Origin of the sequence: Nonomuraea sp. NPDC050153 (assembly GCF_044460125.1) — a bacterium.
Classification (GTDB): domain Bacteria; phylum Actinomycetota; class Actinomycetes; order Streptosporangiales; family Streptosporangiaceae; genus Nonomuraea.
Window position 1 is genome coordinate 40,833 of record NZ_JBITJQ010000042.1, and the last position, 24,643, is coordinate 65,475.

A 24,643-nucleotide genomic window follows, 5' to 3' on the forward strand; every position below is an offset into this window, starting at 1 on the left:
GGGGTGGCGGGCCTGCGCGACTCTCCTACCAGATCATGACGCCGCCACCTTCGCGGTCAGCGAGCCGGTCTTGTCGTTCTGCGGGTTGAAGACGATCGTGTACGTGCCCGTGTCGGGCAGAGTCGTCGCCGAGATGGTGCAGTTGCGCCCGCAGTAGGGCGAGCTGCCCAGCGCCGTCCCGTCCGGCTTCACCAGCGAGACGCGCACGTCGGTCGAGCCGGCGAAGGTCGTGCCGGTGAAGGTGACGGCCACCTTCTGGCCGGCGGTGCCGGTGAAGGTCCAGCTCCCGTTCTGGCCCGGGGTCGTGGTGGTCAGGGTGGAGGCGGCGCCGCCGATGGTGATGGCGGCCGGAGCCAGGTCGGTGACCGGGTAGGCCCGCAGGGTCAGCTTGCCGGTCTTCTCGTCCTGCGGGTCGAACTCCACCGTGTAGGTGCCGGCGACCGGCAGGGCCACCGGCTCCAGGAAGCAGTTCTTGCCGCAGTAGGTCGGCGACACGAGCACCGTGCCGTCCGGCTTCTTCACCGACACCCGCGCGTAGGTGGAGCCGGTGAAGCTCGCGTCGGTGAGGTTGAACGACACGAGCTGCCCGGCCGTCCCGGTGAACGACCAGATGCCATTCTGGCCGGGCGCCGTCGTGGTCAGTGTCGAGGCGGCGCCGCCGACGGTGACGTTCGCGGCCAGATGGGCGACCGCGTACACCGCCAAAGTCAGCTTGCCCGTCTTGTCGTCCTGCGGGTCGAACTCCACCGTGTAGGTGCCGGCGACCGGCAGGGCCACCGGCTCCAGGAAGCAGTTCTTGCCGCAGTAGGTCGGCGACACCAGCACCGTGCCGTCCGGCTTCTTCACCGACACCTGGGCGTCCACCGAGCCGGCGAAGTTCGCGTCGGTGAGGTTGAACGACACGAGCTGGCCGGCCGTCCCGGTGAACGACCAGATGCCGTTCTGGCCGGGCGTCGTCGTGGTCAGTGTCGAGGCGGTGCCGCCGACGGTGACGTTCGCGGCCAGGTGGGCGACCTCGTGGAGCTGCAGGGTGATCGAGCCTGTCTTGGCGCTCTGCGGCCTGAACTCGACGGTGTAGACACCGCCGGCCGGCAGGACCACCGGCTCCAGCAGGCAGTTCTTCCCGCACGGGGTGTCGTCTACGAGCACGCTGCCATCCGGCTTGCGCACCGCCACGTACGCGTCGTACAGGCTGGTGAGCGTCGTGGCGGTGAAGTTGAACGACACCCGCCGGCCCGCGGCGCCGGTGAACGACCAGACGGCCTTCTGCCCGGCCCCGACGGTGGTGAGCGTCGAGGCGGGCCCGCCGATCGAGGTCGTCGCGGTGACGTCGCCCTCGGTGAGCTGCGCGGTCAGCGAGCCGGTGAGCGCCTTGCGCGGGTCGAACAGGATCGTGTACGTGCCGGTCGCCGGCAGGGTGACCGGGTCGAGCATGCAGACCTTGCCGCAGGAGGTGTCCTGCCGCAGGACGGTCCCGTCCGGATCCAGCACCGAGACCGCCGCGTCGGACGCGAGGGAGAACGTGCCGTCCAGGAACGCGATGTTGACGTACTGGCCCTCGGCGCCCGAGAAGGTCCACCTGCCGTTCTGGCCGGGGACGGTCGTGGTCAACCGGGAGGTCGCGCCGTCGATCGCGATCGTGGCGGTCACGTCGTCCACCTGGTACGCCCGCAGCGTCAGCGCGCCGGTCTTCGACCCCTTGGGCCGCAGGTCCACCGTGTACGTGCCGGCCGCCGGCAGGGTGATCGGCTCCAGCAGGCAGCCGGTGCCGCAGTTGGTCTCGGCGACCAGGTCGGCGCCGTCGGGCTTCCTGACCTTGACGGTGGCGTCCGAGGCGTAGGTGAAGGTGGAGCCGGTGAAGTCGAACGACACCCGCTGCCCGGCCGAGCCGGTGAACGTCCACACGCCGCGCTGCCCCGGGATGGTGGTGGTCAGCGTGGCCGCCGCGCCGTTGACGCTGATCGGCGCGGTGACGTCCGGCGGCACGATGTTGAGCCCGGCCGAGATGGAGCCGGTCTGGATGCCGGCCGGGTCCACCACCACCTGGTACTCGCCGTTCACCGGCAGCACGGTCGTGTCGAAGTAGCAGGAGGCCGCGCAGAACACCGACGGTACCAAGACCGAGCCGTCGGGCTTGCGCATGAACGCGTTCGCGCTGCTGAACGTGCCGCCGGAGAAGGTGACCGAGACGCGCTGCCCGGCCGTGCCCGCGTACGTCCAGATCGGGTACTGGCCGGGCCCCTTCGTGGTCAGCTTGACGGCGGGGCCGTCCGCCGTGAGCGTCCCGGTGACGTCGCCCACGGTGACCTGCGCGGTCATGGAGCCCACCGCCGTGCCGGACGGATCCAGCACGACCGTGTAGACGCCATTCACCGGCAGCGACGTCGTGTCGAACGCGCACGACGTCTTGCAGAAGGTCGAGTCGAACAGCTCGGTGCCGTCCGGCTTGCGCACCAGCGCGTACGCGCTGCCGAACGTCCCCTCCGTCAGCCCGAACGCGACGCGCTGCCCCGCCGTGCCGGCGAACGACCAGACGGCGACCTGCCCAGGCCCGGTCGTGGTCAGCTTCACCGGCTCGCCGCCGGCGGTCAGCGTGCCCGTGACGTCGCCCTCGGTCACCTGCGCGGCGATGGAGCCCACCGCCGTCTTGGACGGGTCCACGACGAGCGTGTAGGTGCCGTCGACCGGCAGCGCGACCGTGTCGAACGCGCACGACGTCTTGCACCAGGTCGACCTGAACAGGTCCGTGCCGTCCGGCTTGCGCACCGACGCGTACGCGCCGCTGAACGTGCCGTCCGTCAGGGCGAAGGCGACGCGCTGCCCGGCCGTGCCGGCGAACGTCCAGTAGGCCCGCTGCCCCGGCCCGGTCGTGGTCAGCTTCACCGGCCCGCCACCGGAGGTCAGCGTCCCGGTGACGTCACCCTCGATCACGCTCGCCGTGATCGGCCCCGTGTGCAGGTCGGTGGGGTCGACGAGCAGCGTGTAGGTACCGGTCGCGGGCAGCGTGGTGGTGTCGAAGGCGCAGGCCGCCGGGCAGTAGGTGGAGCCGAACAGCCGGGTGCCGTCCGGGTTGCTGATCGACGCGCTGGCGGCGCCGGTCAGGCCGCTGACCGCGAACGCCACCCGCTGGCCCTGCGTGCCGGCGAACGACCAGGACGCGGTCTGCCCGGGGACGGAGGTCGTCAGCGTGGAGGGAGCCCCGATCGCGACCGTGCCGGTGACCGCGCCGGGCACCCCGTGCAGCCGCAGCGCGATCGAGCCGGTCTTGGCGTCCTTCGGGTCCCACACCATCGAGTACGTGCCGGTCACCGGCAGCGTCTCGGTGTCGACGAAGCACTCCTTGCCGCAGGACTCCTGCGCCAGGATCTTCCCGTCCGGCCCGCGCAGTTGCACGGTGGCGTCACCGAGGGAGGACAGCGTGCCCTCGCCGAGGACGGCGGAGACCTTCTGCCCGGCCGTGCCGGTGAACGTCCAGGTGCCGCGCTGGCCCGGGTCGGTGACCTGGATCGGCACCTGGGGCCCGTCGATCGCCGCGGTCGTGACGACGTCGGCCCCCAGCGTGTTCACGCTGAGCTTGTACGGGCCGAACACGTCGTTCCACGGGGAGACGCGCAGCCGGTAGGCGCCGGCGGCCAGCCCGTCGACGCGCTTGGCGCCGCACAGGTTGGAGGTGGCGGCCTTGGCGCCCGCGGCGTCGAGCAGTTCCCACCTGAGTCCGAACCCGGGGCACTCCTGCGCGTTGACGAAGATCGAGGCCGGCTGGGCGAGGGTGAACTGGTACTCGTCCACCGCGACCTCGCCCTCCAGGTTGCCCGCGCCCTCGCCGGGCACGCCGTCAGAGGCGGTGAACGGCAGCGTGACCGCGAACGTCTGCGGCGGGACGACGTCGAGGTCGAGCGTGACGTTGTCGACGCCGTACGCCTGGTTGGAGAGGCCGGCAATGCCGGTGGCCGAGACCTTGACCTCGATCTGGCTCTTCTTGTGAGTGATGGGCGCCGTGACGCGGTACTTCGTCCAGGGCAGGCCGTTGGCCAGCGTCCCGGACGCGATGGGCGTCAGCTCGCTGGGCGTGATCGTGTGCGGGTCGCCGCGGTCGGTCTCGACCTTGACCGTCTCGGTGTCGGAGTCGGACGACCAGTCGCCGACCGCCAGCAGGTCGAAGCCGAGGGTTCCGCTCTTGTGCGGCGGCAGCGACTGCACGAAGAACCGGTAGGAGTCGTCGCCGCTGAACGGCCCGGCGAACGTGCCCGCGGAAGGATCGGCCGACACCCGCGAGGGCAGCACGTTCTTGCCGAGCGTGCCGTCGAAGTCGACCGTCAGGTCTCCGTTCGCGTTCACGACCTGCGTCGCCGGGTCGAGGCTCACCGTCTTCTGCTCGGCGGCGGCCTCGGCGAACGAGGTGTCCGCGGTCAGCGCGATGTCCAGGACGCAGTCGTTGAACGGCACGCCCGGCTGGACGCCGCTCTCCTCGCACTGCGCGCTCGCGAGCTGCATCTGCTCGGGCGTCAGGTCGTGGATGGTGACGATGCGGGAGGGGAACTGCAGGTTCGTGAAGGTCGCGGTGCTCTCCCCCGGGCCGTAGGTGAACATCGACTCGGTGTCGTCGAGCCGCCACGAGTTGGCGTAGTCAGTGTGGAGCTGGGCGGGCGTCGCGTTGGCGGGCAACTGGGTGCCGTCACGCAGCTTCAGGTCGTTCTTCGGGTCGCCGTCGGCGTTGCCGAGCAGGCCCACGAGGTCGCTGTCGGCGGACGGCGGCAGGTAGACGCCGGCGGCGCCGCGCCTCCAGGACAGGACGGGTCCTTCCAGGCCGTCGAACATGACGAGCCACTTGCCGTCCTTGCGCAGGATGAACGCTTCCTTGCCGAGGTAGAGGATCTTGTCGGTGGCGAGCGTGAACTTCTGGCCGTCGAGGTACAGGTCGTCCTCGTGGAACTCGACCTTGTGGTCACCGACCTCCATCGCGGCGTCGAACATCACCGACACGTCCCGCCCGCCGCTGGCGGGGCTGAGCCGGCCGTGGACCTCCAGGCCGTACCTGTCGGAGTTGGCGAGGACGAACTCGCCCACGGACTGCAGGTCGTAGCCCAGGCCGTCCAGGGTGGTGAAGTGCGGCTCGCCCTTGACCAGGCCGCCGTACTCGGAGAAGTACCACAACAGGATGAGCGCGACCAGCGCGCTCACGCCGAGCGCCAGCGCCATCTCGACGGTGGCGAAGCCGGCCGCGCGCATGAACAGCACGCCCTGCGGGGTTCTGAGGAACATCACGACGGAGGCGGTCAGCGCGGCCGCGCCCGCGGCGGCGCTGCCGTACCTGGCCACGTCGTTGTTGTTCTCGGAGCCGGAGTCGCCGCGGGGGGTGGTGAGGCGGTCGAGAAGCCGGCGCAGGGCCTCCGGGATGGGCCAGTCGCGGTCGTCGTCGTTCTCGTCCAGCTCGGGGATGTCGGCGGGCGGGCTGCCCGGCGTGGGCTGCCGCTTGCTCTCCTCGCACTTGCGCTCCTTGCGCACCTCCTCGATGTGCAGCAGGCCGGGAACGGGCGAGAGGGCCCGGTACGTGGAGAGCTGGTAGCCGTCCTTGTCGCCCACCTTGCACGAGGCGTTCTTGCTGTAGACCTGGAACCAGTCCTCGTAGGTGCCCCAGCGGTTGAGCACCGTGCCGGCGGTGACGTTCCTGACGCCGTCCTGGGTCAGCACATTGACGTACCGGACGACCTGCCCGCCCCAGCCGGAGTAGTCCGGGTTGTCCTTGACCTTGGCCTCGATCACCTGGCCCCAGTTGTTGCCGGCGCGATCGTAGTAGATGATGTCGGGCCGGTCGCTGCCGCCGCTGAGGGTGGGCTCCCACTGGAGCTCGGGGTTGATGAGCCCGCCGCCCCCGCCGATCTGGTCGCTGAGGTACTTGATGGCCCGGGCCTGTCCGATGGCCTCGATGCCGCCGGACGGGCTGCACTCGTTGGGCTGCTGGTAGATGTGGGTCCCGAGCACGGGACGGTCACGCAGGCACGCCTCGTTGATGCGGCGGCGCGTGGAGTACATGTGGTTGAAGACGCAGCGTTTCTGGCCGCTGCGGCCGTTGGACCAGTCGTTGCTGTTGGGGGAGCACGCGGTGGCCGCCTCCGCCCATCTGGGTAATAACAGCTCGTGCACGGGAACGAGGAACCCGGCCACGAGCACGGCCACCATGATCACGCAGAGACGCCGCACGCTCACCCCGAATAAAGAGAACATAAGTCTGGCAGCGGGACGGTACACCAATAAGATCGTTTTGCGGTAGATGCCGGGATCTCCCTAAATCTGTGATCTTTGACTAGGCTGCCCTCCGGATCAGCAAGAGGAGATGTCGTGGTCGTCGACCGGTCATGGGAGATCACATTCGACGCGCTGGCCGCACGGCCGGTGCGCGCGGCCAGGATGGTCCTGGCGGCCCGAGGGCCCGGCCGGGCCCTCGTGATCGTGCTGGACGCCGATAGCGACGCGTTCGTGACCGTCCCAGGCCTGCCGCCGCACCTCGTGCCGGAGACGGTGTCGCTGTCGAGCGACGGCACCCGGCTCGTGTGCACGGCGCGCCAGGACGACGGCGCCGGACCGCCCCGGGTGGTGCTGCACACGCTCGCCACCGGCGCCCGCCAGGAGTTCACCTCCGACGACTACCTGCGCGCTGCCCTCTCGCCGGACGGCGACCGGCTCGCCGTACTCGCCGACCTCTCGAACGGCCCCGGCATCCCCGGCGTCGGCGACGAGGTCGCCGGCATCGTGCTGATCGACACCGGCACCGGCGACCGGCGCACGCTCTGGGCGGCCGAGGGCTACTGGGAGGAGGCCTCCATAAGCTGGTCATCCGATGGGCTGCACCTCGCGGCGACGTACCTGACGCTGGACGACGTCCTCACCACCGTCGTCCTCGACCTGTCGGGCAAGGAGGCCGGCTCCTTCGCCGAACGTGTCGCCCTGCCGGGCCCGCACTCCGTCTGGGCCTCCGAGCGGGAGCTGATCGTCTACCCGGAGCCCGACGACGAGAGCCCGCTGATCGCGATCGACGTACCGACCGGCGGCGAGCGCCGCTTCACCCGGCGGAGCTTCGACGGTTACCTCGCCATCAGCGGCGGCCGCGTCGTCCGGCCGGGCTCCGCGCCCGGACGGCTCGTCACCGCCGACCTCAACGACGGCGACGAGCGGCCCTTCCTGACCATCGGCCCGGAGGTCTCGATCGAGGCCCTCGACATCGTCTCCTAGCGATCTTCGGTCTCGTGTTTCTGGACGTTTGTGTCAAGTTTCACGACTCCTGAGGGAGTCGAGCTTGGGCGCCGCGCTCAGCGTCTGCTCGTGACGCGCTCGTCTGACTGCCGGTCAGACGAGCGCGCGTTTCCTGGACCCGCGTCGCCGCGAACGGATGATCCTGTGATGGACTTCCGGCAGCTCGAGCGCTTTCTCGCGGTCGTGGACCACGGTGGGTTCCACCGCGCGGCGGAGGTGCTCTATGTCGCGCAACCCTCGTTGTCGCAGTCGATCAAGCAGTTGGAACGCGAGATGGGCGACGCTCTGTTCCACCGGGTCGGCCGCGGGGTGGTGCTGACCGAGGCGGGCCGGGAACTGGTCGGGCCTGCGCGGATGGCCGTCCACGCGCTGGGCCTGGCCGTCGAGTCCGTCCTGCCCAACACCGAGCACTACCGGCCCACCCTGGAGCTCATCGGGTACGGGATCCCGCTCCTGGTGGAGAAGCCGCTGGTGTTCGACCTGGACGAGGCAGACCGGTTGCTCGCCGAGGCCGGCGACCTGTTCTTCGCGATCAACTTCAACCACCGCTACGCCGGGCCGGTCGTGCGCGCCAGGCGCGACATCTCCGACGGTCGGCTGGGCCGCCTGTCGTTCGCGACCTGGCGGTTCGGCGGCGAGGGCGGCTCCGCCCACCACCCGTACGCCAACCTCATCGAAACCCAGTGCCACGGCATCGACATGCTCGAACACCTGCTGGGCCCGATCGACGTGATCAGCGCCGAGATGACCGCCGGGCGCTTGACGCTGGCCGTGGCCGCCCACTTCGCCGGCGGAGCGGTCGGCAGCCTGGTCGGCTCGTACGACTCCTCCTACGCCTACCCGCGCACGCACCACGTCGAGGTCAACGGGGACGCCGGCCGCCTGCTGATCGACGACACCGTCAGACAGTACGAGCTGTCGGCCGCCGGCGCGGAGGCGCGCACGGTGTGGGAGGCAGGGTATTTCAACGATCGCGCGCGCTCCTTCCACGAGACGTTCGACGCCCATCTCGACGCGCTCGTCCCGGCGCTGCGGGCCGGTGCGCCGCCCCCGGTCCACGCGGCGGCCGGACGGCGGGCGCTGCTGGTCGCGTACAAGATCATTGAGGCGTTCGAGACCGGACGCAGGGTGGTCGTGCCGCCCGGCTAACCGCTCGACTCGCGGACCTTCAGCTGGAAGTCCACCAGGACGTGCTGGTCACGCCCGCTGGGCTTGCCGGTGATCTGCTAGTGGAGCAACGCGACGGCGTTGGCGGCCAGCGCGTCCACGTCAGGGGAGACGGAGGTCAGCGACGGCGTCGCGTAGCGCGCCTCCTCGACGTCGTCGAAGCCCACGAGCGCCACCTCCTGAGGCACCCGGACCCCCGCAGCCTGCAGTGCCCGCAGCGCGCCGAGCGCGAGGGAGTCGTTCATCGCGAAAATGGCGTCCGGCAGCGGCCGTCCTGCCGCGAGGTGCTCCTCGATGGCCCGCTGACCGTCGGCGCGCGTCCAGCCGATCGCGATCAGCAGCTCATCGCACGGCTTCAGCCCCGCCTCCGCCAGCCCGTCGAGGAAGCCCCGCGAGCGCAGCCGTCCCGACGCGTTGCCGGCGGGGGCGTACCCGAGCAGCATCGGCCGCCGTCTGCCCAGGCCCACCAGGTGGCGCACCACAGCCTGGGCGGCCTGCCGGTTGGGGATGCCGACGTGCGGGACCGGTCCCTCCGGAACCTCGTCGCCCACCAGCACGATCGGATAGTCGGGGCGGTGGCGCTGCCCGTCGTCGGGCCGCAGCGACACCGCCGACATGATCGCGCCGTCCGTGAGCTGATTGCGCCGCCGGCCAGGACCTTCAGCTCGCGCTCCCGATCCGAGCCGGTCACCTCGATCAGCACCGTGTATCCGCGCACCTCGGCCTCGTGGACGACCGCACCGGCGAGGTCGGCGAAGTATCGCGACTCGAAGTTGGGCACGACGAGCGCGATCAGCCCGGTGCGGGCGGCCCGAAGGCTACGGGCGGCGGCGTTGGGCACATAGCCGAGCGCCGCCATGGCGTCGAGCACGCGCTGACGCGTCTCCGGGCGGACGAACTCGTAGTCGTTGACGACGTTGGAGACGGTCCGCTGGGACACTCCGGCGGCGCGCGCGACGTCGTGCATGCTCACGGCCATCAGGTCGTTTCCTCACCCCGGCTCTCGACCCGACCGCGTGTCCGGGTTCGCGAACATCGAGGCTCTCATTTTAGTCCTGCCCTGACGAGCGGTTTTCTCCGCGTGAACCCCTCAGCGGGGATCACGGCGCAGTGGGTGATCGGACGGAACCTCCACCAGCAGGATGCGATGCTCGGTGGGATCCTCGATCCACAGCTCGATGACGCCCCATGGCTCCAGGCGCGCCTCACGTACCACCGTGACCCCGGCCTCCAGGAGCCGTTTCTCCTCCCGCGCCACATCGCGTACCTGCAGCCACAGCGACAGCCCGGAGCCGCCCCCGCCGTCGGAGTGCCCGGAGACCTCCAGGACCCCTGGCCGAGGAAGACAACTCGGCCGCCGAGGACGCGTTCAGCGACACGTTGCGGCTGCGGCCCGCCACGAGCGTGCAGCTGCACCGCTACGACCAGCAGATGCGGGACATCAGCTCCAAGCTCCAGTTCGAGGTGGGCATCGACCTGTTCTGCCTGTCGCTCAGCACCAAGCCCGGCTTCGTCCCGCCGAAGAGCGCGAACACGATCACGCTGAAGGGAGCCGACGGCCGGCAGATGGTCACCCTGCTCGACCCGGACGACCAGGTGCAGGACTACATCATCGACCTGTTCGCCGCGGACGGCGGGCCCGTCGCCTCCGCGCGCGTCCAATTCTTCGCGCGGATCGGCGCGGCGGGGGAGAAGCCGGGCGAGCAGATCGGCGACGGCACCACGGACGCGGACGGAGTGGCCAGACTGGTGTGCCGCGACGGCGTGGCGGGCCTGGTGCTGCCGGGCAGGCGCGCGGTCGGCTACTCGGTCCAGTTCGCCACGATCGGTGAGGTCGGAGGCAGGGACTACTGCTGGACCGAGGCCTCCGCCGAGGCGATTCCTGAGGGCATGAGCGATTGCGGCAACGCAGGCCGGTCATGCCGGATCGTCCGCGTCCGCTTTCTCGACGCCGAGCCGGGCGTCGACCAGCAGGCCGGCCAGTCCGATCACCGCGCAGATCGCAGAGACGACGACCAGCGCCGGATCGGTACGTCCGGTGAGCGCGTCGCCGAGAACGACGACGGTGATCGTGCCGGGAAGCACACCGACGGCCGTGCCGATCAGGAAGGGCGCGAGCCGGATCGACGACACGCCGGCGCAGAAGTTGACCAGCGGGAACGGCACCGGCCCGATCAGCCGCAGTGACCCGACGGCGAGCCAGCCGCGACGGGCGAGGCGACGGTCGACCGCCGCGACCGCCGGGTGGGTCAACCGCGCGGCGAACGCGGCGCGGCCGATCGCCCGCACAAGCAGGAAGGCCAGCGCCGCGCTCATCGCGCTGGCGGAGATCGCTAGGGCGATGCCGGTGACCGGCCCGAACAGGAGGCCGGCGCCGAGGGTGAACGGGGTCCGCGGGAGGGCGACGGTCGCCAGCGCGTGCGTGACGAAGAACGCGAGCGGGAGCCACGGACCGGCCGCGCGTGCCCAGCCGCGGATCTGCTCGGCGTCCGGATAGGTGACGAACAACCCGACCACCACTAACGCCGTGAGGAGCACCACGGCGCCGATCACTCTCGGGTCACGAAGCCGTCGCACACAGCGGCGCACCACGGTGACGACCGCCGTGATGAGAGTCTCGACCAGCAAGGAATGCCCTTTCAGCACGACACTGCGCGGGGTGGAACGGTTCGACGAAGTTACCACCAGGGCCCCTGATGACGTCGTCGCGACCGCCCGCGACAGCCGCGCTCAGCACCCCCGCCAGGTCGGTGCCGCGGGCGCCCGACACGGCTGCTCAGGCGGGGCATGGGGCTGTTGGTGTTACCGCTGCGGGCGGCCAGCACCGTGCCCAGCTCGCCAGCGATCATGCGTTTCAACGTCGTCGGGTCGACGCACGCGCCAGCGCGGAAAGGACCGCTCGGTCTGCCCACGATGGCCGGGGAGCGGCGACCTGGCGACGGAGGACCGCGAGCTGGTGGCGCAGTACGAGGATCTCGATCTCTTTCGACGTCTGTGACCGGGCGAACAGCGCGAACCAGCCGAACACCCGCAAGACGATCATGTATGGCAACCGTGGAGCCATGCTGTGACCCTGGGGGAGCCGAGTCGCCGAGCACGGCAAAATCCCAGATCAGGCTGTGTGACATGATCGTCAGGTCTCGGTCTCGGTGCGGCCGATGGTCGTTGTAGTGTCGCTGATACTTCGTCGGCATCATTCGGAGTGAGTTCGCCGTAGACGAGGAGCCAGTCGGTGCATTCGCGCCGGACGGAACCGATCCAGCGTTCGGCGCGCGCGAATCAGCGTCTTGATGATTGGCGCCAGTCCGGGCCGGTGTGGCGTGGCGCCGGTTCGAGACCGGCTCGCGTCAGGATGTCGCGAACCGTTCTGGGTGGCACTGTGATGCCGACGTCGGCGAGTTCGCCACTGATGCGTTGATAGCCCAACAAGGGGTTCTCTGGAGCCAGTCGCAGCACCGCCTCCCGGATCGGTGGTCGTGTCCGAGGACGGCCAGGATGCTCGGGCGGGTAGGTCCACCGGCGCGCCTGTCCCGCTCGGAAACACGGTTTCGTGCGGTGAACTGGGATTCTGCTGCGCGATCAGAACGGCGGCTGCCACCATCGCGGGGTGTTCTTGTCGCTGGTCTACCGGTTGGTGCGATGCCTGTTCGGCCTTGCGGCGGCGCTGATCTGCTCTGATCTGTCCATAGAGGCTGAGTTGCTGGTGCTGCGTCACGAGCACCAGGTGTTCCGCCGTCGACTCGGTGGTCGGCTGCGGTGGGATCATGCCGATCGGCTCTGGCTCACGGTGTTGTCGCGGCTGGTCCATCGCCGCCGATGGGTGGAGGTGTTTCCGGTCGCCCCGGCGACAATCCTGCGCTGGCATCGTCACCTGGTAGCACGCAAGTGGACCTTCACCGATAGACGACGGCCGGGACGCCCTCGCACTCGCCGGCCGGTCAAGGCGCTGATCGTGCGGATGGCGCGGGAGAACCCGACCTGGGGCATCGGCGGATCCAGGGCGAGTTGGCCCGTCTGGGCTCCACGATCGCAGCATCTACAGTGTGGGGGATTCTGCACGCGGCCGGTATCGGTCCGGTGCCCCCGGCCGGACCGGGCCGGCCTGGGGGCTGTTCCTGACCGTTCAAGCCCATGCGATCATCGCGTGCGACTTCCTGGTGGTCGAGACGGTGTTGCTCAAGCGGCTGAATGTGCTGGTCTTCATCGAGCACGGCACCCGGCGATTGCACCTGGCCGGAGTGACCGCGTACCCGACCGGGGCGTGGATGGTGCAGCAGGCCCGTAACCTGGTCATGGACGTGGGTGACCGTATCGCCGAGCTGCGGTTCCTGATCCACGATCGGGACCGCTCTTCACTTCCGTCTTTCGGGAGGTTTTCAAAGCCGAAGGGCTATGGGCCTCACCGCTCTGCCGCGGACGCCGAGGATGAACGCCATCTGTGAGCGGGTCATCGGAACCCTGCGCCGCGAGCTCCTGGGCCGGATCTTGTCCTCAGTGAACGCCACCTGATCTTCGTGCTCCGCGAGTATCTGGTACGTGGGCCTCCTGTGCGTGCCGGGGTGTGCTCGGCCGGGGGCGCTCGGGCGTACCGGGCAGCCAGGCCAGGGCGACGAGGACGCCGAGGAGGCCGAGGCCGCCGCTGGTGGCCAGGACGATGTCCAGACCATGGACGAAGGCAGAGCGGACCGTGTCTGCCAGGCTCGCGGAGCCGGCGGATCGTGCGGCGGCCAGCCCCGCGAAGACGCTCTCGCGTGCTTGCTGCGGCACCGCGGCGCTGTAGACGGACGTGAGGATCGAGCCGAGGACCGCCGCGCCGAAGCTGCCGCCGAGGGTGCGGATGGACTGGTTCACCGCGGCGCCGACGCCGGCGTTGCCGGGCGACAGGGCACCCAGCGCCGCGTCCATGACCGTGGGCAGGACGCAGCCGAGCCCGAGTCCGTACAAGGCCGTCCACGCGGCCGCCAGCCCGGTGCCGCTGCCCGTATCGGTGGTGGCACCCCAGAACAGGCCCGCGGTGAGCAGGACGAACCCCAGGCCGGCCGCGAGCTTGGGGCCGATCATCCTGCTCAGCCTGGCTGCCGTAGACATCCCGATGAGCATCCCTGCGATGAGCGGCAACAGCCGTAAGCTGCTGCCCATCGCGTCCGTGCCCAGGTTCGCCTGGAAGTATTGCGGCAGCGCGAACAGGACACCGAACATGGTGAAGTTGGCCAGCGTGGCGAGCGCGGTGCCGACAGTGAAGCGCGCGTTGGCGAACAGCGACAGGTCCACCAGCGGTTCGCCGGCCCGTCGCTCCCAGACCACGAACAGCGCCAGCCCGGCCATCCCGCCGAGGATCGGTCCGAACACGGCTGCGTCCGTCCAGCCTCGCTCACCGATTTCGATGAGGCCGTAGGTCAACGCCGTCACCGCCGCGCTCGACAGCACCACGCCGCCCACGTCGATCCGCCTGCCGCGCTCCCGCTGCGATTCGGGAAGCCAGGCGGCGACCGCGAGGAACGCCAGGACGACCACGGGGATGTTGATCAGGAAGACCGAGCCCCACCAGAAGTGGTTCAGCAGCCAGCCGCCCAGGAGCGGGCCGATGGGGAAGGCCAGCATCGAGGCGCCCGCCAGCGTTCCGATCGCCTTCGGCCGCTCCTTCGCGGTGAACATCGTCGGGATCAGCGCCAGCATCGTGGGCATGATGAGCGCCGCTCCCAGGCCGAGCGCGGCACGCGCCGCGATGAAGATCCCGGTGGAGGGGGCGTAGGCGGCGACCAGCGAGCTGACCCCGAAGATGACCAGCGCGACCAGGAGCGTCCTCTTGCGGCCGAAGCGGTCGCCCACCATTCCCGCCGGGATCATGCCGGCGGCGAGCACCAGCGTGTAGATGGTGACGAACCACTGCAGCTGGGCGTTGTCGGCGTGCAGGTCCTCGGCCATGCTCGGCAGCGCCAGATTCAGGATGGTCACGTCGAAGCCCACGGCCAGAGACGTGAGCACGAGCGCGATGAGCGCCCACCATCTGCGTGAGTTGGGTTGGTGCGACATCGTGGCCGGCCTACTTCGCGGCGTTCGTGAGGAGCTTGTCGAATTCGCGGTCCGGCAACGTCCTGTTGAGCTCCAGGAGCCTGTCGGCCATGTAGCCGACCGCATAGCGCGTCTCGGGCTTGTCGGCTTCGATGGCCTGCCGGATGGCGGTGGCGACGACACCTGGGTCGCTGGCCGGGGTGTTCTCGCCGAGCTGTGTCTCGGCGCGTTCGGCCATGGCTTCGGCCATCTCCCCGTACGCGGTCGTGCCGGAGATCTTACGGAGGTCTTGTGCCGTGTGGTCCTCGAACTCGGTCTTGATGATGCCGGGTTGGATGATCACGACGTCGATGCCGAACGGCTCCACCTCCATGCGCAGGCTGTCGGAGTAGGCCTCCAGCGCGTGCTTGGTCGCGTAGTACCAGCAGCCGAGCGGCAGCGCGATCTCGCCGCCGATGGAGGAGACGTTGACGATCGTGCCGGACCCCCGCTCGCGCATGTACGGCAGGGCGAGCTGGGTCAGCCGGGCCGGGGCGAAGACGTTGACCTCGAACTGGTCGCGCGCCAGGTCGATGGGGATGTCCTCGGCCGCGCCGTGCAGGACGGTGCCGGCATTGTTGATCAGGACGTCGATACGGCCCTGTTCGGCGACGATGGTGCCGATGACGCGTTCCAGGTCCTCCGGCCGGCGTGCGTCCAGCGCCAGGACGTGTCCGCCGGCGTCGCGGATGTCGTCCATCTTGTGTACGCGCCGCGCGGCGCCGTAGACGATGTGGCCGGCGCGGATGAGTTCGAATGCGGTGGTCTTGCCGATGCCGGCGGAGGCGCCGGTGACGAGAATGACCTTTTCCATGGTGAAACCTCCTCTTCGGTCTGGGGAAACGCTAGGCTCGTGTTCTGAGATGAGACAACTCGAAGAATTCATTTGCGCAGGTCAGAAGTCATATTTTGGTGCAATGAGTGTGTAGCTGAGTGCAACTGCACTCGCCATGGCCGGCGAGGGCTCAACCGGGGAGGATGACATGCCAGGAGACCGGCTGACCGCCGAGGATCGTCGCCGCATCGCCGAAGGCCTGACGGCCGGCTTGACGTACGCGGAGATCGCCCGCCGGCTGGGACGGTCCAGGTCCACCGTCACCCGTGAGATCGCCAGGAACGGCGGCCCGCACGGCTACCGGGCGGCGCGCGCCCAACATGCGACGAGCTGGCGCGCCCGCCGCCGCAAGCGCGCTCCCCACGCCGGCGTTCCGCACACCACCGACAACCGTGACGTCCGCACAGCCCGGGAGTTCGAAGAACAGTTCGTCGCCATGATGATCGAGGGCGGGATGGCACCCATGACAGCCAGGGTGTTCGCCGCGCTGTTCCTCAGCGAGGGCGGCAGCCTGACCGCCACGGAGCTCGCCCAGCAACTCCATGTCAGTCCGGCGACGATCTCCAATGCCATCAAGTGGCTGGAGCAGCGACAGATGGTCGCCCGGGAGCGGGAGGCGCGCCGGGTGCGGTACTTCGTCGACGTGGACGTCTGGTACCACACATGGGCGGCCAGCGCCAGGTCGATAGCGCTCTGGGCCGACACCACGCGACACGGCGTCGGGATCTTCGGCACCGACACACCCACCGGCGACCGGCTCCGTACCACCACCCAGTTCTTCGAGCTCCTCGGCCACGACATGGGCCAGGCGGCAGAGCATTGGCGGCAGGTCCTCTCCATGCAACGCCAGCGGTGAACTCCGCCGTCGCGGCGGCTCGAGAACGCCGGCACTCAACAGCAGGGCACGGCCGGTACGAATGAGTGGGCCGCCGCCGGCTCGGCCCTGACTGCCATGACGCGTAACGGCCGCGGTCGGCTGGATGGCGGACAAGCTCCTGGAACTCAACCAGACACTGCCGGACCGCGAGTTCGACAAGCCGGCCACCCGCACGCTCAAGTAGCGGACCGCCATGGCCGTATCGCGACGGCAAAGCAGCTGCTCGGCCAAGCCGGATCAGGCAGCCGGTACGGGAGCCGTCATCCCTCCCTCGTCGCACGGGGAGCAGGGGGATAGCCGGCCGAGACGTACCGGCGGTGCGCGATGCGCCAGCCGCGGTCCGTCTCGCGCCAGCGGTCGTGGTACCAGCCGTGGGTGACCACCGCCGGGCCTTTCGCCAACTGCGCGGTGACGATGACGGTCGCCCGGGTGCGCGGCTCGTCGCGGTCCAGCACGTCGAACACGACTCCCGCGACATGGTGCACGGCGATCCCGCCACCGGGCACCCCGCGTTCGACGAAGCCACGCAGGTCCGCTGCGCCCCGCAACGTCATCAGCGGCTCGTCGCCGCCGACGAGGACCGCCTCGAAGACACCGTCCGAGGTGAACACGTCGACGAAGCCGTCCACATCGGAGGCGTCGAAGGTGAGGGCGTAGCGGTTGATCGTCTCCACGATGGCCAACCGGTCCTCGATCCCGATCCGGTCGCTCACGCCGGCACCTCCAGGCAGGCGCCGGCCATGCTCCCGAGCAACGCGCGCATGCGCTGCTCGGAGAACCGTGTCGCGGGGCCGAGCGAAACCGCGCCGTTGACCAAGAGGAACACCGCTCTCACGATCATCTCCGCGTGCTCGTCGTCCAGTTCGGGGCGTAGGTTACGCAGGGCACTGACCAGCCGTTCGGTATAGGCGGCCTGCAGTGCCATGGCCATGGTGGGCCCGGCTACACCATGTACCGCTTCAAAAGTCATCGCAGGGCGCTTGACCTGCGGATCGACCTGATGCGGTGGTACGGGCAAGATCGGTTCTTGTGTCTCTCCGTCTCCTGTATCTGATCGTGCTCCGGGTGTTCGGCCGGCTGGCGCTGCTGGGTCGGAGCGAGGCGGTCAAGGATGTCGAGATCATGGTGTTGCGGCATGAAGTGGCGATAGTGCGGAGGCAAGTCACCCGGCCGAAGCCGGACTGGGCTGATCGGGCGGTCCTGGCCGCGCTGGCACGGTTCCTGCCGCCCGGGTTGCGGGCTCATCGACTGGTGACGCCGGCCACCCTGCTGGCCTGGCACCGGCGCCTGGTCCGAGATCGGTGGACGTATCCGCATCGGTCCGGCCGTCCGAGGACGCGCAAGGAGATCCGGAAGTTGGTGGTGCGCCTGGCGTGGGAGAACTCGTCCTGAGGGTATCGCCGGGTGCGCGTGAGCCGAACCGTCATCACCATCGAACGCTGACCCGCCCGACCTGGCCCTCGCCAGTGACAGGGGTCGGTGGACGCCCCAGCGCCCGAAACAGCCAAGTCGCCTCCAAAGGCGTCCTCTCCTCGATCCAACCGCTGAACGGCGCTGGGCTTTCCGGTCCAGCCGCACGTCACATCGGGAAACATCGCGAGCGCACCCGCCACATCCAGCTTGTCCGTGGCCATGAAAAAAGTGGGCACTTGGCCGTTGACACAGCTCCGGTCGTGGGCCGTAGCCGCTGATAGATCCACGGCGCCTTGCGGGCGCGAGCGTGGTTGCCTGCACCCCGCTGGTGACGGTACGGGTCCTGAACCGACAAAGCGCGGCTCAGAGCCTATGGACGGTCTGGGTGGCTCAAGACGCTCGTACGGGCGATCTCGCCGAGCCAAGCGGCGCTCGGCTTCGGTGTCCGCTCGAACGTGTCTTTGTCCCAGGCGATCAAGCCAAATGTCGGACGGTAGGAGCCCCACTCATAGTTATCCAGTGCGGACCAGTGCACCACCGTCGCGATCACCGCGAGCAGCACGGGCGCCGCCGAGTCGTTGTGGCCCTGCCTGTAGTGCTCACCCACGCTGAACACGTCGAGTCCGACGGACTCGGCGAGCCGGGCCTCCTCGACGATCAGCCGCACGGTCTCGGTGTCGCTCAGAACGCGGTCGCCGCTGCCGGCCACTTCCCCGAACGAGTTGAGTCCCAGTTCGAAGCCTTCAGTCGTCGTGATCTTTTCTCCTGCTCCGGGGGCGTGAACGCGCCCGGGTCGCCGGTTCGATCCTGGGACGACGCTCGCGCACCGCGCGGGTGCGTCGCGCCCGTGGAAACCCCTGGCCCGCGGTGGGACCCCCGGGCGCCTGGACGCGGCTTACGGGACCGCCGCCCCCACGAGGTGACCGTATGGTCACACGACTTCGAAGCCGGCCATCATCGCCATGTCCTCGTGTTCGAGATTGTGGCAGTGCAGCACATAGCGGCCGCGGTAGTCGGTGAACCGGGTGACGATCTCGACGGTCTGGGCGTCGCGCAGCTCGACGGTGTCCTTCCACTCCGGCGGTCCCACCGGCCGCTCGCCGTTGACCGAGAGCACCTGGAAGTGGTCGAGGTGCAGGTGCACCGGGTGGGCCACGTCGCTGGTCAGCCGCCACACCTCGATGTCACCGAGCTTGGGCCTGGCCTCCATGCGCCTCGGGTCGAACGGTCGGCCGTTGATCAGCCAGCCGATGCCGCCGTGCATGCTGCCGCTGCTGAACTCGAAGTCCCGCGTCACGGTCGCCTTACCGGGATCGAGCACCTCGACGGTGGACAGCCGCGGCGGCACGGCCGAGTCATCGGGCTCGTCGCGGTCCACCGCGAACCGCATCACCCGCGCCTGCGGGCCCTCCCCCGCCAGGTTCCGCAGCTCGACGTACTGGCCCACCTTGTGGGCGGCGAAGTCGACGATCACGTCGGCGCGCTCGCCCGGCGACAGCCGAATCTGCCGCACCGTGCGCGGCACGCTCAGCAGCCCGCCGTCGCTGCCGATCTGGACCATCGGGCCGCCGGTGGCCAGCTCGTACGCCCGCGCGTTGGACCCGTTGCACAACCGCAGCCGGTAGCGGGCCCTGGCCACCCGCGCCTCGGGCCACGCCGCCCCGTTCACCAGGATCACGTCACCGAGCACACCCCCCATGTACGCCTCCCGCACGCCCGGCCGGTTCTCCAGCGCCGGGTAGAGCAGGGTGCCGTCGGCGGCGAACGACCGGTCGCAGATCAGCAGCGGCAGGTCGCGTTCCCCGGCGGGCAGCGGCAGCGCCTCCTCCTCGGCGTCGCGTACCAGGAACATGCCGGCCAGACCGCGCCACACTTGCGGTCCGGTGTAGTCCATGCGGTGGTCGTGGTACCAGAGCGTGGCGGCCCGCTGCTCCAGTGGGAACACGTACTCGCGAGAGGCCCCGGGCGCCACCAGGTCCGTCGGGAAGCCGTCGGACTCCGGCGGCGTGTGCCCGCCATGCAGGTGCAGCACGGTCGGCGCGCCGAGCTGGTTGACCAGCTTCACGACGGTACGGCGGCCGCTGCGCGCCATGATGGTGGGCCCGGGGAACTGACCGCCATATCCCCATATTGGAGTACGAAGCCCAGGCAGCAGCTCGACCTCGGCCGCCCGCTCCACCAGCTCGTAGTAGTCGGCCCCACCCGCGCTCCTGACCGGCTCGGCCACCTCGGGCACGGGCAGCGGCACCGCGTACGGCTTGGGCAGCGGCGCCGCACTGGCCAGCAGCTGCGGCTGCGGCGTACCGGCCGGCAGCGAGCAGCCGGACACCCCGGACACCGCCACCGCGCCGAGCCTGAGCAGCCGCAGCACATCGCGCCGGGTCGGGGTCATGCCGTGCGAGGCTGCGCCAGCACCCGGAAGAGCTGCACGACGCCGCCACCGAACAGCAGCACCCCGAGCGGCAGGTGCAGGGTCTTCACGCCTGCCCCGCCGAGTTTCGCCGCCACGAGTGTGAACACCAGCTGCAACGCGGCCGCGACCATGAATTCCGCCTGCCCACCGCCGGGCTTCCACGCCAGGATCGCCACGATCAGGTGGAGGAGACCGATGACGAGCAGGGCGATTCCGGAGATCGTGTGCAGTGCCCGGCCGCCGGGCGTGGACAGCAGCATTCCCGCCGTCACCGCCTGGAACAGCAGCGCGACGACATGCAGGGCCACCACGGCCCGCAGTGCATGCGTGGTCCAGGAAGAAGAAGCGGTGACGGTCTGGTGCATGGTCAAGGTCGATCTCCTGCGAGTGCTCGGGTGATAAAGGATTCGGGGTAGTCGGTGGCCGTGATCGCGCCTGACGCGCAGAGCCGCACCACAGTCCTCCTCGATTTTCGGCCGTGGTGACGAATCTCCTTCGAGTGCAGTCCGGCTGCAGGTCTGGCCTCAGGCAAACTCGGCCCGGTACGACCCTAGGCGCCGCTTGCATACCAACGGTTGACGACGCGTATACACGCCATGGCAGGGCTGCTCAGGAATGGGCCGGGCGGCCCCGCCCATCCCCACAGCGGTGAGCTCGGTGCGCGATGACGGCGTGCCGACTTGGTCTTCGGTAGGGTCTCGCGCACAGCTGGGGGGAGACAGCCGGGGACATCGACGTCAGGAGTGCCGAACCATGCCGCTTTTCGGACGGGAGGCCGAGCTCATCGACGGCCCCGGGGATCGCAGCGGCTTTCTCATCCGGGGGGAGGCCGGCATCGGGAAGTCCGCGCTCGTAGCGGAGGCCGTCTCCGCGGCGTCGATCGCGGGCCTGCGCGTGCTGACGATGACCGGCGTGGAGGCCGAGCGCGCACGACGGGAGCTGCGCGGCGCGGGGGAGCCGAGCGCGAACCGGGACCCGGACGCGTGGGACAAGCTCACCCCGCACGAGCTGAACATCGCGCAGCTGGCTGCGGAGGGGCTGACGAACCGGGAGATCGGCCAACGGCTGTACCTTTCTCACCGGACCGTCGGCACCCACCTGCACCGGATCTTCCCCAAGCTCGGAGTGAGCTCCCGGGCCCGAGCTCGCGCGGATACTCAAGGCTCTGACCTAGCGGCGTGGTCAGCCGTTCAGGGCGGCTGTCGGCGGTGTCCTCGACGCGCGGATCGCCGGATAGAGGCCGGCGACGGCGCCGATCAGCATGGTCACGCCGATGCCACCGGCGAACACGGCGGGGGGCACCGAGATGGGCCAGCCGTTCGTCCCGGCGAACACCGCGATGACTCCGAACCCGATGACGGTCCCGGCGAGCCCGCCGAGTGCGGACAGCAGGAGGGCTTCTGCCAGGAACTGGGTCCGGATGTGTCCTCGGGTGGCGCCCAGTGCGCGCCGTAGCCCGATCTCCCTGCGACGTTCGAGTACGGAGATCACCATGGTGTTGGCGACGCCGATGCCTCCGACGAGCAGTGCGACCGAGCCCAGCCCGACCAGAAGGGCGGTGAAGGTGAGGTCCGCGGCGTTCTTCGCCGCCAGAGCGTCGGAGGGTCGGGAGACCCGCACACTTTCGGGATGTTCCGGGTTCACCGTGCGCGGCAGGAGCCTCCGCACCGTTTCCACCTCCGCGTCGGCGGAGCGCTCGAAGACGGTGGTCGGTTTGCCGTTCCAGCCGAACCGCGCGGTGGCGAACGTCGCGCCGATGAACGCGGAGGTGTCCAGCTCGGGGGCGAGCGGCAAGGCGTCGAGGATCCCGATGACCGTGAACTGGGTGCCGCCGAGCCAGATCTGGCTTCCAGGGCTCACGATGCCGAGCCGGTCGGCGGCGATGCCGCCGAGCACGACGGTGGGGTAGCGCGTGGTCGCCTTGGTGAGCCATGTTCCCTGGCGCAGCGTGCCGTCGAGGAGCCTGAGGAGAGCGAGGTCGGCGACCTGTACGTCGATGCCGCCGGACTTGTCGGGATTGATGAGCCGGCTCCGGTACACCTTGACGTCCGGCAACGTTGCGACCGCTCCGGCGATCGAGACCCCGCGGATCAGCCCGACCTTGCCGGTGGATTCGGCAGGCAGAGTGGCGTCCTGGCCGGTGAGCGAGGTGCCGGGGCGGACAGTGAGCAGGTTCGTGCCGAGCGACGCGAGCTGATCGTTCAGCTTCGCCCGGCTCGACGTGGAGATGCCCACGACGGCGATCATCGCGGCGATGCCGATCGCGATGCCAAGTGCGGAGAGGACGACCCGGGTGGGCCGTGATCTCAGCCCCGACGCGCCCAGCCGGTAGACGTCCGAGCGGAGCAGGCGTGACCGGCGTGTCCCGGCCTGATGTCCGCGGCTCATGCCGGTGCCGCCTGATGGTCCTCGACCACGCGGCCGTCCTGGATGGTGATCCGCCTCGGCATCTGCTCGGCGAGTCGCACATCATGCGTGATCACCACGATGGTGGTGCCCGTGGCGTTGAGCTCGTGCAGCAGTTCCATCACGCCCGCACCGGAGCGCTGGTCGAGGTTGCCGGTGGGCTCGTCCGCCAGCAGCAGCGTCGGGTCGCACACCGTCGCCCGGGCGATGGCGACGCGCTGCCGTTCACCGCCGGACAGCTGGTGGGGCTTGTGGTCGAGGCGGTGGGCCAGGCCGACGCGGGTGAGGCTCGCCGTGGCCCGGCGGCGCCGTTCGGCACGGGGTGTCCCGGTGTAGATGAGGCCGTCCGCGACGTTGTCGAGCGCACTGACCCCGTCCGTGAGATGGAACTGCTGGAAGACGAACCCGATCCGGTACGCGCGCAGCGCCGAGAGCGCCGCGTCGTCCATCAGGCCGACGTCGTGGCCGTCGATGGTCGTACGTCCACTCGTGGGCCGGTCGAGGGTGCCGATGATGTTGAGCAGGCTCGACTTGCCCGAGCCGCTGGGGCCGACGACGGCGACGAATTCGCCGCGGGCCACCGACAGCGACACGTGGTCGACCGCGCGCACCGGCGGACTTCCGTGGTCGCGGACCACCTGGTCGAGTTCGATGACGGAATAGCTCATAGTGTCGGGACCACGACTTCCTGACCGGCGAGTCCGTCGCCGGTCACTTCCACGGAGCCGCCGGCGAACAGTCCGGTCTTCACCGTGACCGTCCGGGTCGTCGCCGCGTCGCCGACCACCTCGACGCCGTACCCGCCGTCCGGGAGGGCCATGAGCGCGGCGACAGGCACGGTGAGGACGTCTTCGCGACGGGCGGTGGGAAAGTCGATCGACACGGAAACCTCCTGGAGGGAGCCTGCCGCGGAGGGACGGTCGAGAGTGATGCTCACCGGTACGACGACCGTCTTCTCGGCGCCGTCCGCCCGCTGCCGGGGAGCGCCGACCCTGGCGACGGTGCCGGTCGCCGTCCTGCCGCCGGGCAGGTTGACGGTCACCTTGCCGCGCACCTTGGCGACGCTCTGGTCGGCGGGCCTCAGATCGGCGATGACGACTTTGCCGAGCCCGGACAGCTTCATGACGGCGCTACCGGCCGCCACCTGGTCGCCGACGTGCGCCAGGAGCTCCGCGACGCGCACCTCGCCCGGGGCGAAGACGATCTGACCGCGCTTGATCGACCCGGTCTCCTTCACGCCGATGGCATCCTGCCAGTGCAGGATCGCGACCTTCGTGAACCAGTCGAAGTGGGCGTCGGGAATCCCGGTGAAGTGGCCGAGGGCGTCGAGGTTCCGCTCCAGCTGCCGTACGTCCGGCCCGTCGCCCATGCCGCTCCCGAAGGCCCGCCACATGGGGAGCCTGCCGCGCAACAGCACCACGGGCTGGTTGTCGATCGAGTGCAGCACGCCGCCGCGCTTCACCCTGCGGCCTTCGCGCGGCAGGCCGGTGATGGTCCCGGCGCGGCCGGCGTCGAGCCGAGCCGACGCGTCGTAGCGCAGTGTTCCGAGCGCGGTGATGGTTTCCTGGAGCGTCTTCCGTTTCACGGGAGCGGTGTTCGGCGCGTGCTTCCGTTCGGTCCTCCCGGCGGGAACGCCTCCAGGCCGCGCCACCGTCCCGACCACGGCCACGGCCGCGCCCAGGGCGACGCCCGCGATCACCGGCGTCCACTTGCGCCTCATCGGCTGAGACACTTCGTCAAGCCGTCCTCAGAGACGCCTTCGGGCACCTCGATCTGGGGGGCCTGCCCGGCACCGGGGTCCTTGACGCGATACCCGTGGTCGCGCAGGCACTGGAGCTGCTTGAGCTTCTGCTCCTCCGCGTCCGCGCCGGACTTGGCGGGCTGGTCGTCGGAGGCCACCGGCGGCTTGCCGACCTGCTTGATACAGGCGTCCTCCGCCACCTTGTACGCGTCCTGCCGGTCACCGAAAGCGATCTTGCCAGGCTCCTTCGGCAGCTCGAAGCCCTTGTCGCTCAGGCACGACCGGAACTTGAGCTCCCACTCGGTGTACCTCTGGCCGGCCGTGTCGGCGGAGGCCGGCGAGCTCTTCGCAGCGCCGCTCGAGCCGGCCGCGCTGCCGCAACCGGTCAGCAGGCCGGCGAGGCAGGTGAAGGTCGCGAGCACGACGCGAGTACGAGGAACGTGGTGTGTGCTGGGCATGGCTCTTCTTCCGTGGCTGTGATCGGGCGGG

At 69.7% G+C, this 24,643-nt stretch carries 20 protein-coding genes and 3 pseudogenes; 7 read left to right on the forward strand and 16 right to left on the reverse strand.

The annotated features are described in order from the left end of the window. Positions 1-33 precede the first annotated feature (33 nt). Complete coding sequence (locus ACIBQ1_RS53860; protein ID WP_397290424.1) at positions 34-6,207, reverse strand: VWD domain-containing protein; 6,174 nt, start codon at positions 6,205-6,207, stop codon at positions 34-36. A 132-nt stretch (positions 6,208-6,339) separates the two neighbouring features. Between ACIBQ1_RS53860 and ACIBQ1_RS53865 the strand changes: the two genes are divergently transcribed. Beyond that, on the forward strand, positions 6,340-7,230 hold the full coding sequence (locus ACIBQ1_RS53865) for a hypothetical protein (protein WP_397290426.1): 891 nt from the start codon (positions 6,340-6,342) through the stop codon (positions 7,228-7,230). Between the two features lie 168 nt (positions 7,231-7,398). Beyond that, positions 7,399-8,400, forward strand: coding sequence for a LysR family transcriptional regulator (locus tag ACIBQ1_RS53870; protein WP_397290428.1), 1,002 nt, complete (start codon positions 7,399-7,401; stop codon positions 8,398-8,400). A gap of 77 nt (positions 8,401-8,477) precedes the next feature. Here ACIBQ1_RS53870 and ACIBQ1_RS53875 read toward each other — a convergent pair whose 3' ends face one another. The 4 genes and pseudogenes from ACIBQ1_RS53875 to ACIBQ1_RS53890 all read right to left on the reverse strand — a co-directional run bounded on the left by ACIBQ1_RS53875 (position 8,478) and on the right by ACIBQ1_RS53890 (position 10,971). Beyond that, positions 8,478-9,179 carry a substrate-binding domain-containing protein gene (locus ACIBQ1_RS53875; RefSeq protein WP_397290515.1) on the reverse strand — a complete coding sequence of 234 codons (702 nt, stop codon included), beginning with the start codon at positions 9,177-9,179 and terminating at the stop codon, positions 8,478-8,480. Between the two features lie 83 nt (positions 9,180-9,262). Further along, positions 9,263-9,397: pseudogene (locus tag ACIBQ1_RS53880) on the reverse strand (LacI family DNA-binding transcriptional regulator); the annotation flags it as partial. Between the two features lie 111 nt (positions 9,398-9,508). Next, positions 9,509-9,676: a VOC family protein gene (locus ACIBQ1_RS53885; protein WP_397290430.1), complete on the reverse strand. Its 168-nt coding sequence runs from the start codon at positions 9,674-9,676 to the stop codon at positions 9,509-9,511. A 659-nt stretch (positions 9,677-10,335) separates the two neighbouring features. After that, positions 10,336-10,971 (reverse strand): TVP38/TMEM64 family protein, encoded by a 636-nt coding sequence (locus tag ACIBQ1_RS53890; RefSeq protein ID WP_397290432.1) that lies wholly within the window; start codon positions 10,969-10,971, stop codon positions 10,336-10,338. Between the two features lie 1,490 nt (positions 10,972-12,461). On the opposite strand from ACIBQ1_RS53890, the gene ACIBQ1_RS53895 reads away from it, so the two are divergent. Further along, the gene (locus ACIBQ1_RS53895; protein ID WP_397290434.1) at positions 12,462-12,860 is read left to right on the forward strand and encodes a hypothetical protein; all 399 of its coding nucleotides are present in this window, start codon (positions 12,462-12,464) and stop codon (positions 12,858-12,860) included. 49 nt (positions 12,861-12,909) lie between these two features. Here ACIBQ1_RS53895 and ACIBQ1_RS53900 read toward each other — a convergent pair whose 3' ends face one another. Both ACIBQ1_RS53900 and ACIBQ1_RS53905 read right to left on the reverse strand, forming a co-directional pair. Further along, entirely contained in the window at positions 12,910-14,451 is a 1,542-nt protein-coding gene (locus ACIBQ1_RS53900) for a DHA2 family efflux MFS transporter permease subunit (RefSeq protein ID WP_397290436.1), read from the reverse strand. Positions 14,452-14,461: 10 nt separating this feature from the next. Continuing rightward, the gene (locus ACIBQ1_RS53905; RefSeq protein ID WP_397290438.1) at positions 14,462-15,283 is read right to left on the reverse strand and encodes an oxidoreductase; all 822 of its coding nucleotides are present in this window, start codon (positions 15,281-15,283) and stop codon (positions 14,462-14,464) included. A gap of 169 nt (positions 15,284-15,452) precedes the next feature. Between ACIBQ1_RS53905 and ACIBQ1_RS53910 the strand changes: the two are divergent. Together ACIBQ1_RS53910 and ACIBQ1_RS53915 are read left to right on the forward strand one after the other, a co-directional pair. After that, positions 15,453-15,587 (forward strand): annotated as a pseudogene (locus tag ACIBQ1_RS53910) (helix-turn-helix domain-containing protein); the annotation flags it as partial. Next, entirely contained in the window at positions 15,576-16,160 is a 585-nt protein-coding gene (locus ACIBQ1_RS53915; RefSeq protein ID WP_397290516.1) for a GbsR/MarR family transcriptional regulator, read from the forward strand. The pseudogene ACIBQ1_RS53910 and the gene ACIBQ1_RS53915, both read left to right, overlap by 12 nt. Positions 16,161-16,441: 281 nt before the next feature. On the opposite strand, the gene ACIBQ1_RS53920 is transcribed toward ACIBQ1_RS53915, so the two are convergent. Further along, positions 16,442-16,894 carry a nuclear transport factor 2 family protein gene (locus ACIBQ1_RS53920; RefSeq protein ID WP_397290440.1) on the reverse strand — a complete coding sequence of 151 codons (453 nt, stop codon included), beginning with the start codon at positions 16,892-16,894 and terminating at the stop codon, positions 16,442-16,444. Beyond that, a complete protein-coding gene (locus tag ACIBQ1_RS53925; protein ID WP_397290442.1) occupies positions 16,891-17,112 on the reverse strand; it encodes a hypothetical protein in 222 nt (73 codons plus the stop codon). Before ACIBQ1_RS53925 ends, ACIBQ1_RS53920 begins: the two co-directional genes overlap by 4 nt. Before the next feature lie 98 nt (positions 17,113-17,210). Between ACIBQ1_RS53925 and ACIBQ1_RS53930 the strand changes: the two genes are divergently transcribed. After that, the gene (locus ACIBQ1_RS53930; RefSeq protein WP_397290444.1) at positions 17,211-17,573 is read left to right on the forward strand and encodes a hypothetical protein; all 363 of its coding nucleotides are present in this window, start codon (positions 17,211-17,213) and stop codon (positions 17,571-17,573) included. A 391-nt stretch (positions 17,574-17,964) separates the two neighbouring features. Here ACIBQ1_RS53930 and ACIBQ1_RS53935 read toward each other — a convergent pair whose 3' ends face one another. From ACIBQ1_RS53935 to ACIBQ1_RS53945, 3 genes are all read right to left on the reverse strand, one after another. Next, positions 17,965-18,303 carry a family 1 glycosylhydrolase gene (locus ACIBQ1_RS53935; protein WP_397290446.1) on the reverse strand — a complete coding sequence of 113 codons (339 nt, stop codon included), beginning with the start codon at positions 18,301-18,303 and terminating at the stop codon, positions 17,965-17,967. Positions 18,304-18,525: 222 nt separating this feature from the next. After that, on the reverse strand, positions 18,526-19,986 hold the full coding sequence (locus ACIBQ1_RS53940) for a multicopper oxidase family protein (RefSeq protein WP_397290448.1): 1,461 nt from the start codon (positions 19,984-19,986) through the stop codon (positions 18,526-18,528). Continuing rightward, on the reverse strand, positions 19,983-20,378 hold the full coding sequence (locus ACIBQ1_RS53945) for a hypothetical protein (RefSeq protein WP_397290450.1): 396 nt from the start codon (positions 20,376-20,378) through the stop codon (positions 19,983-19,985). Before ACIBQ1_RS53945 ends, ACIBQ1_RS53940 begins: the two co-directional genes overlap by 4 nt. A 532-nt stretch (positions 20,379-20,910) precedes the next feature. Between ACIBQ1_RS53945 and ACIBQ1_RS53950 the strand changes: the two are divergent. Further along, positions 20,911-21,093 (forward strand): annotated as a pseudogene (locus ACIBQ1_RS53950) (LuxR C-terminal-related transcriptional regulator); the annotation flags it as partial. A 96-nt stretch (positions 21,094-21,189) separates the two neighbouring features. On the opposite strand, the gene ACIBQ1_RS53955 reads toward ACIBQ1_RS53950, so the two are convergent. Genes ACIBQ1_RS53955 through ACIBQ1_RS53970 form a run of 4 tightly spaced genes read right to left on the reverse strand, consistent with a single transcriptional unit; the run spans position 21,190 to position 24,612 of the window. Then, entirely contained in the window at positions 21,190-22,395 is a 1,206-nt protein-coding gene (locus ACIBQ1_RS53955) for an ABC transporter permease (RefSeq protein ID WP_397290452.1), read from the reverse strand. Further along, positions 22,392-23,081: an ABC transporter ATP-binding protein gene (locus tag ACIBQ1_RS53960; protein ID WP_397290454.1), complete on the reverse strand. Its 690-nt coding sequence runs from the start codon at positions 23,079-23,081 to the stop codon at positions 22,392-22,394. Before ACIBQ1_RS53960 ends, ACIBQ1_RS53955 begins: the two co-directional genes overlap by 4 nt. Then, the gene (locus ACIBQ1_RS53965) at positions 23,078-24,133 is read right to left on the reverse strand and encodes an efflux RND transporter periplasmic adaptor subunit (protein ID WP_397290456.1); all 1,056 of its coding nucleotides are present in this window, start codon (positions 24,131-24,133) and stop codon (positions 23,078-23,080) included. The genes ACIBQ1_RS53960 and ACIBQ1_RS53965 overlap by 4 nt, the downstream gene beginning before the upstream one ends. Continuing rightward, on the reverse strand, positions 24,130-24,612 hold the full coding sequence (locus ACIBQ1_RS53970) for a hypothetical protein (RefSeq protein ID WP_397290458.1): 483 nt from the start codon (positions 24,610-24,612) through the stop codon (positions 24,130-24,132). The genes ACIBQ1_RS53965 and ACIBQ1_RS53970 overlap by 4 nt, the downstream gene beginning before the upstream one ends. Positions 24,613-24,643: the final 31 nt, after the last annotated feature.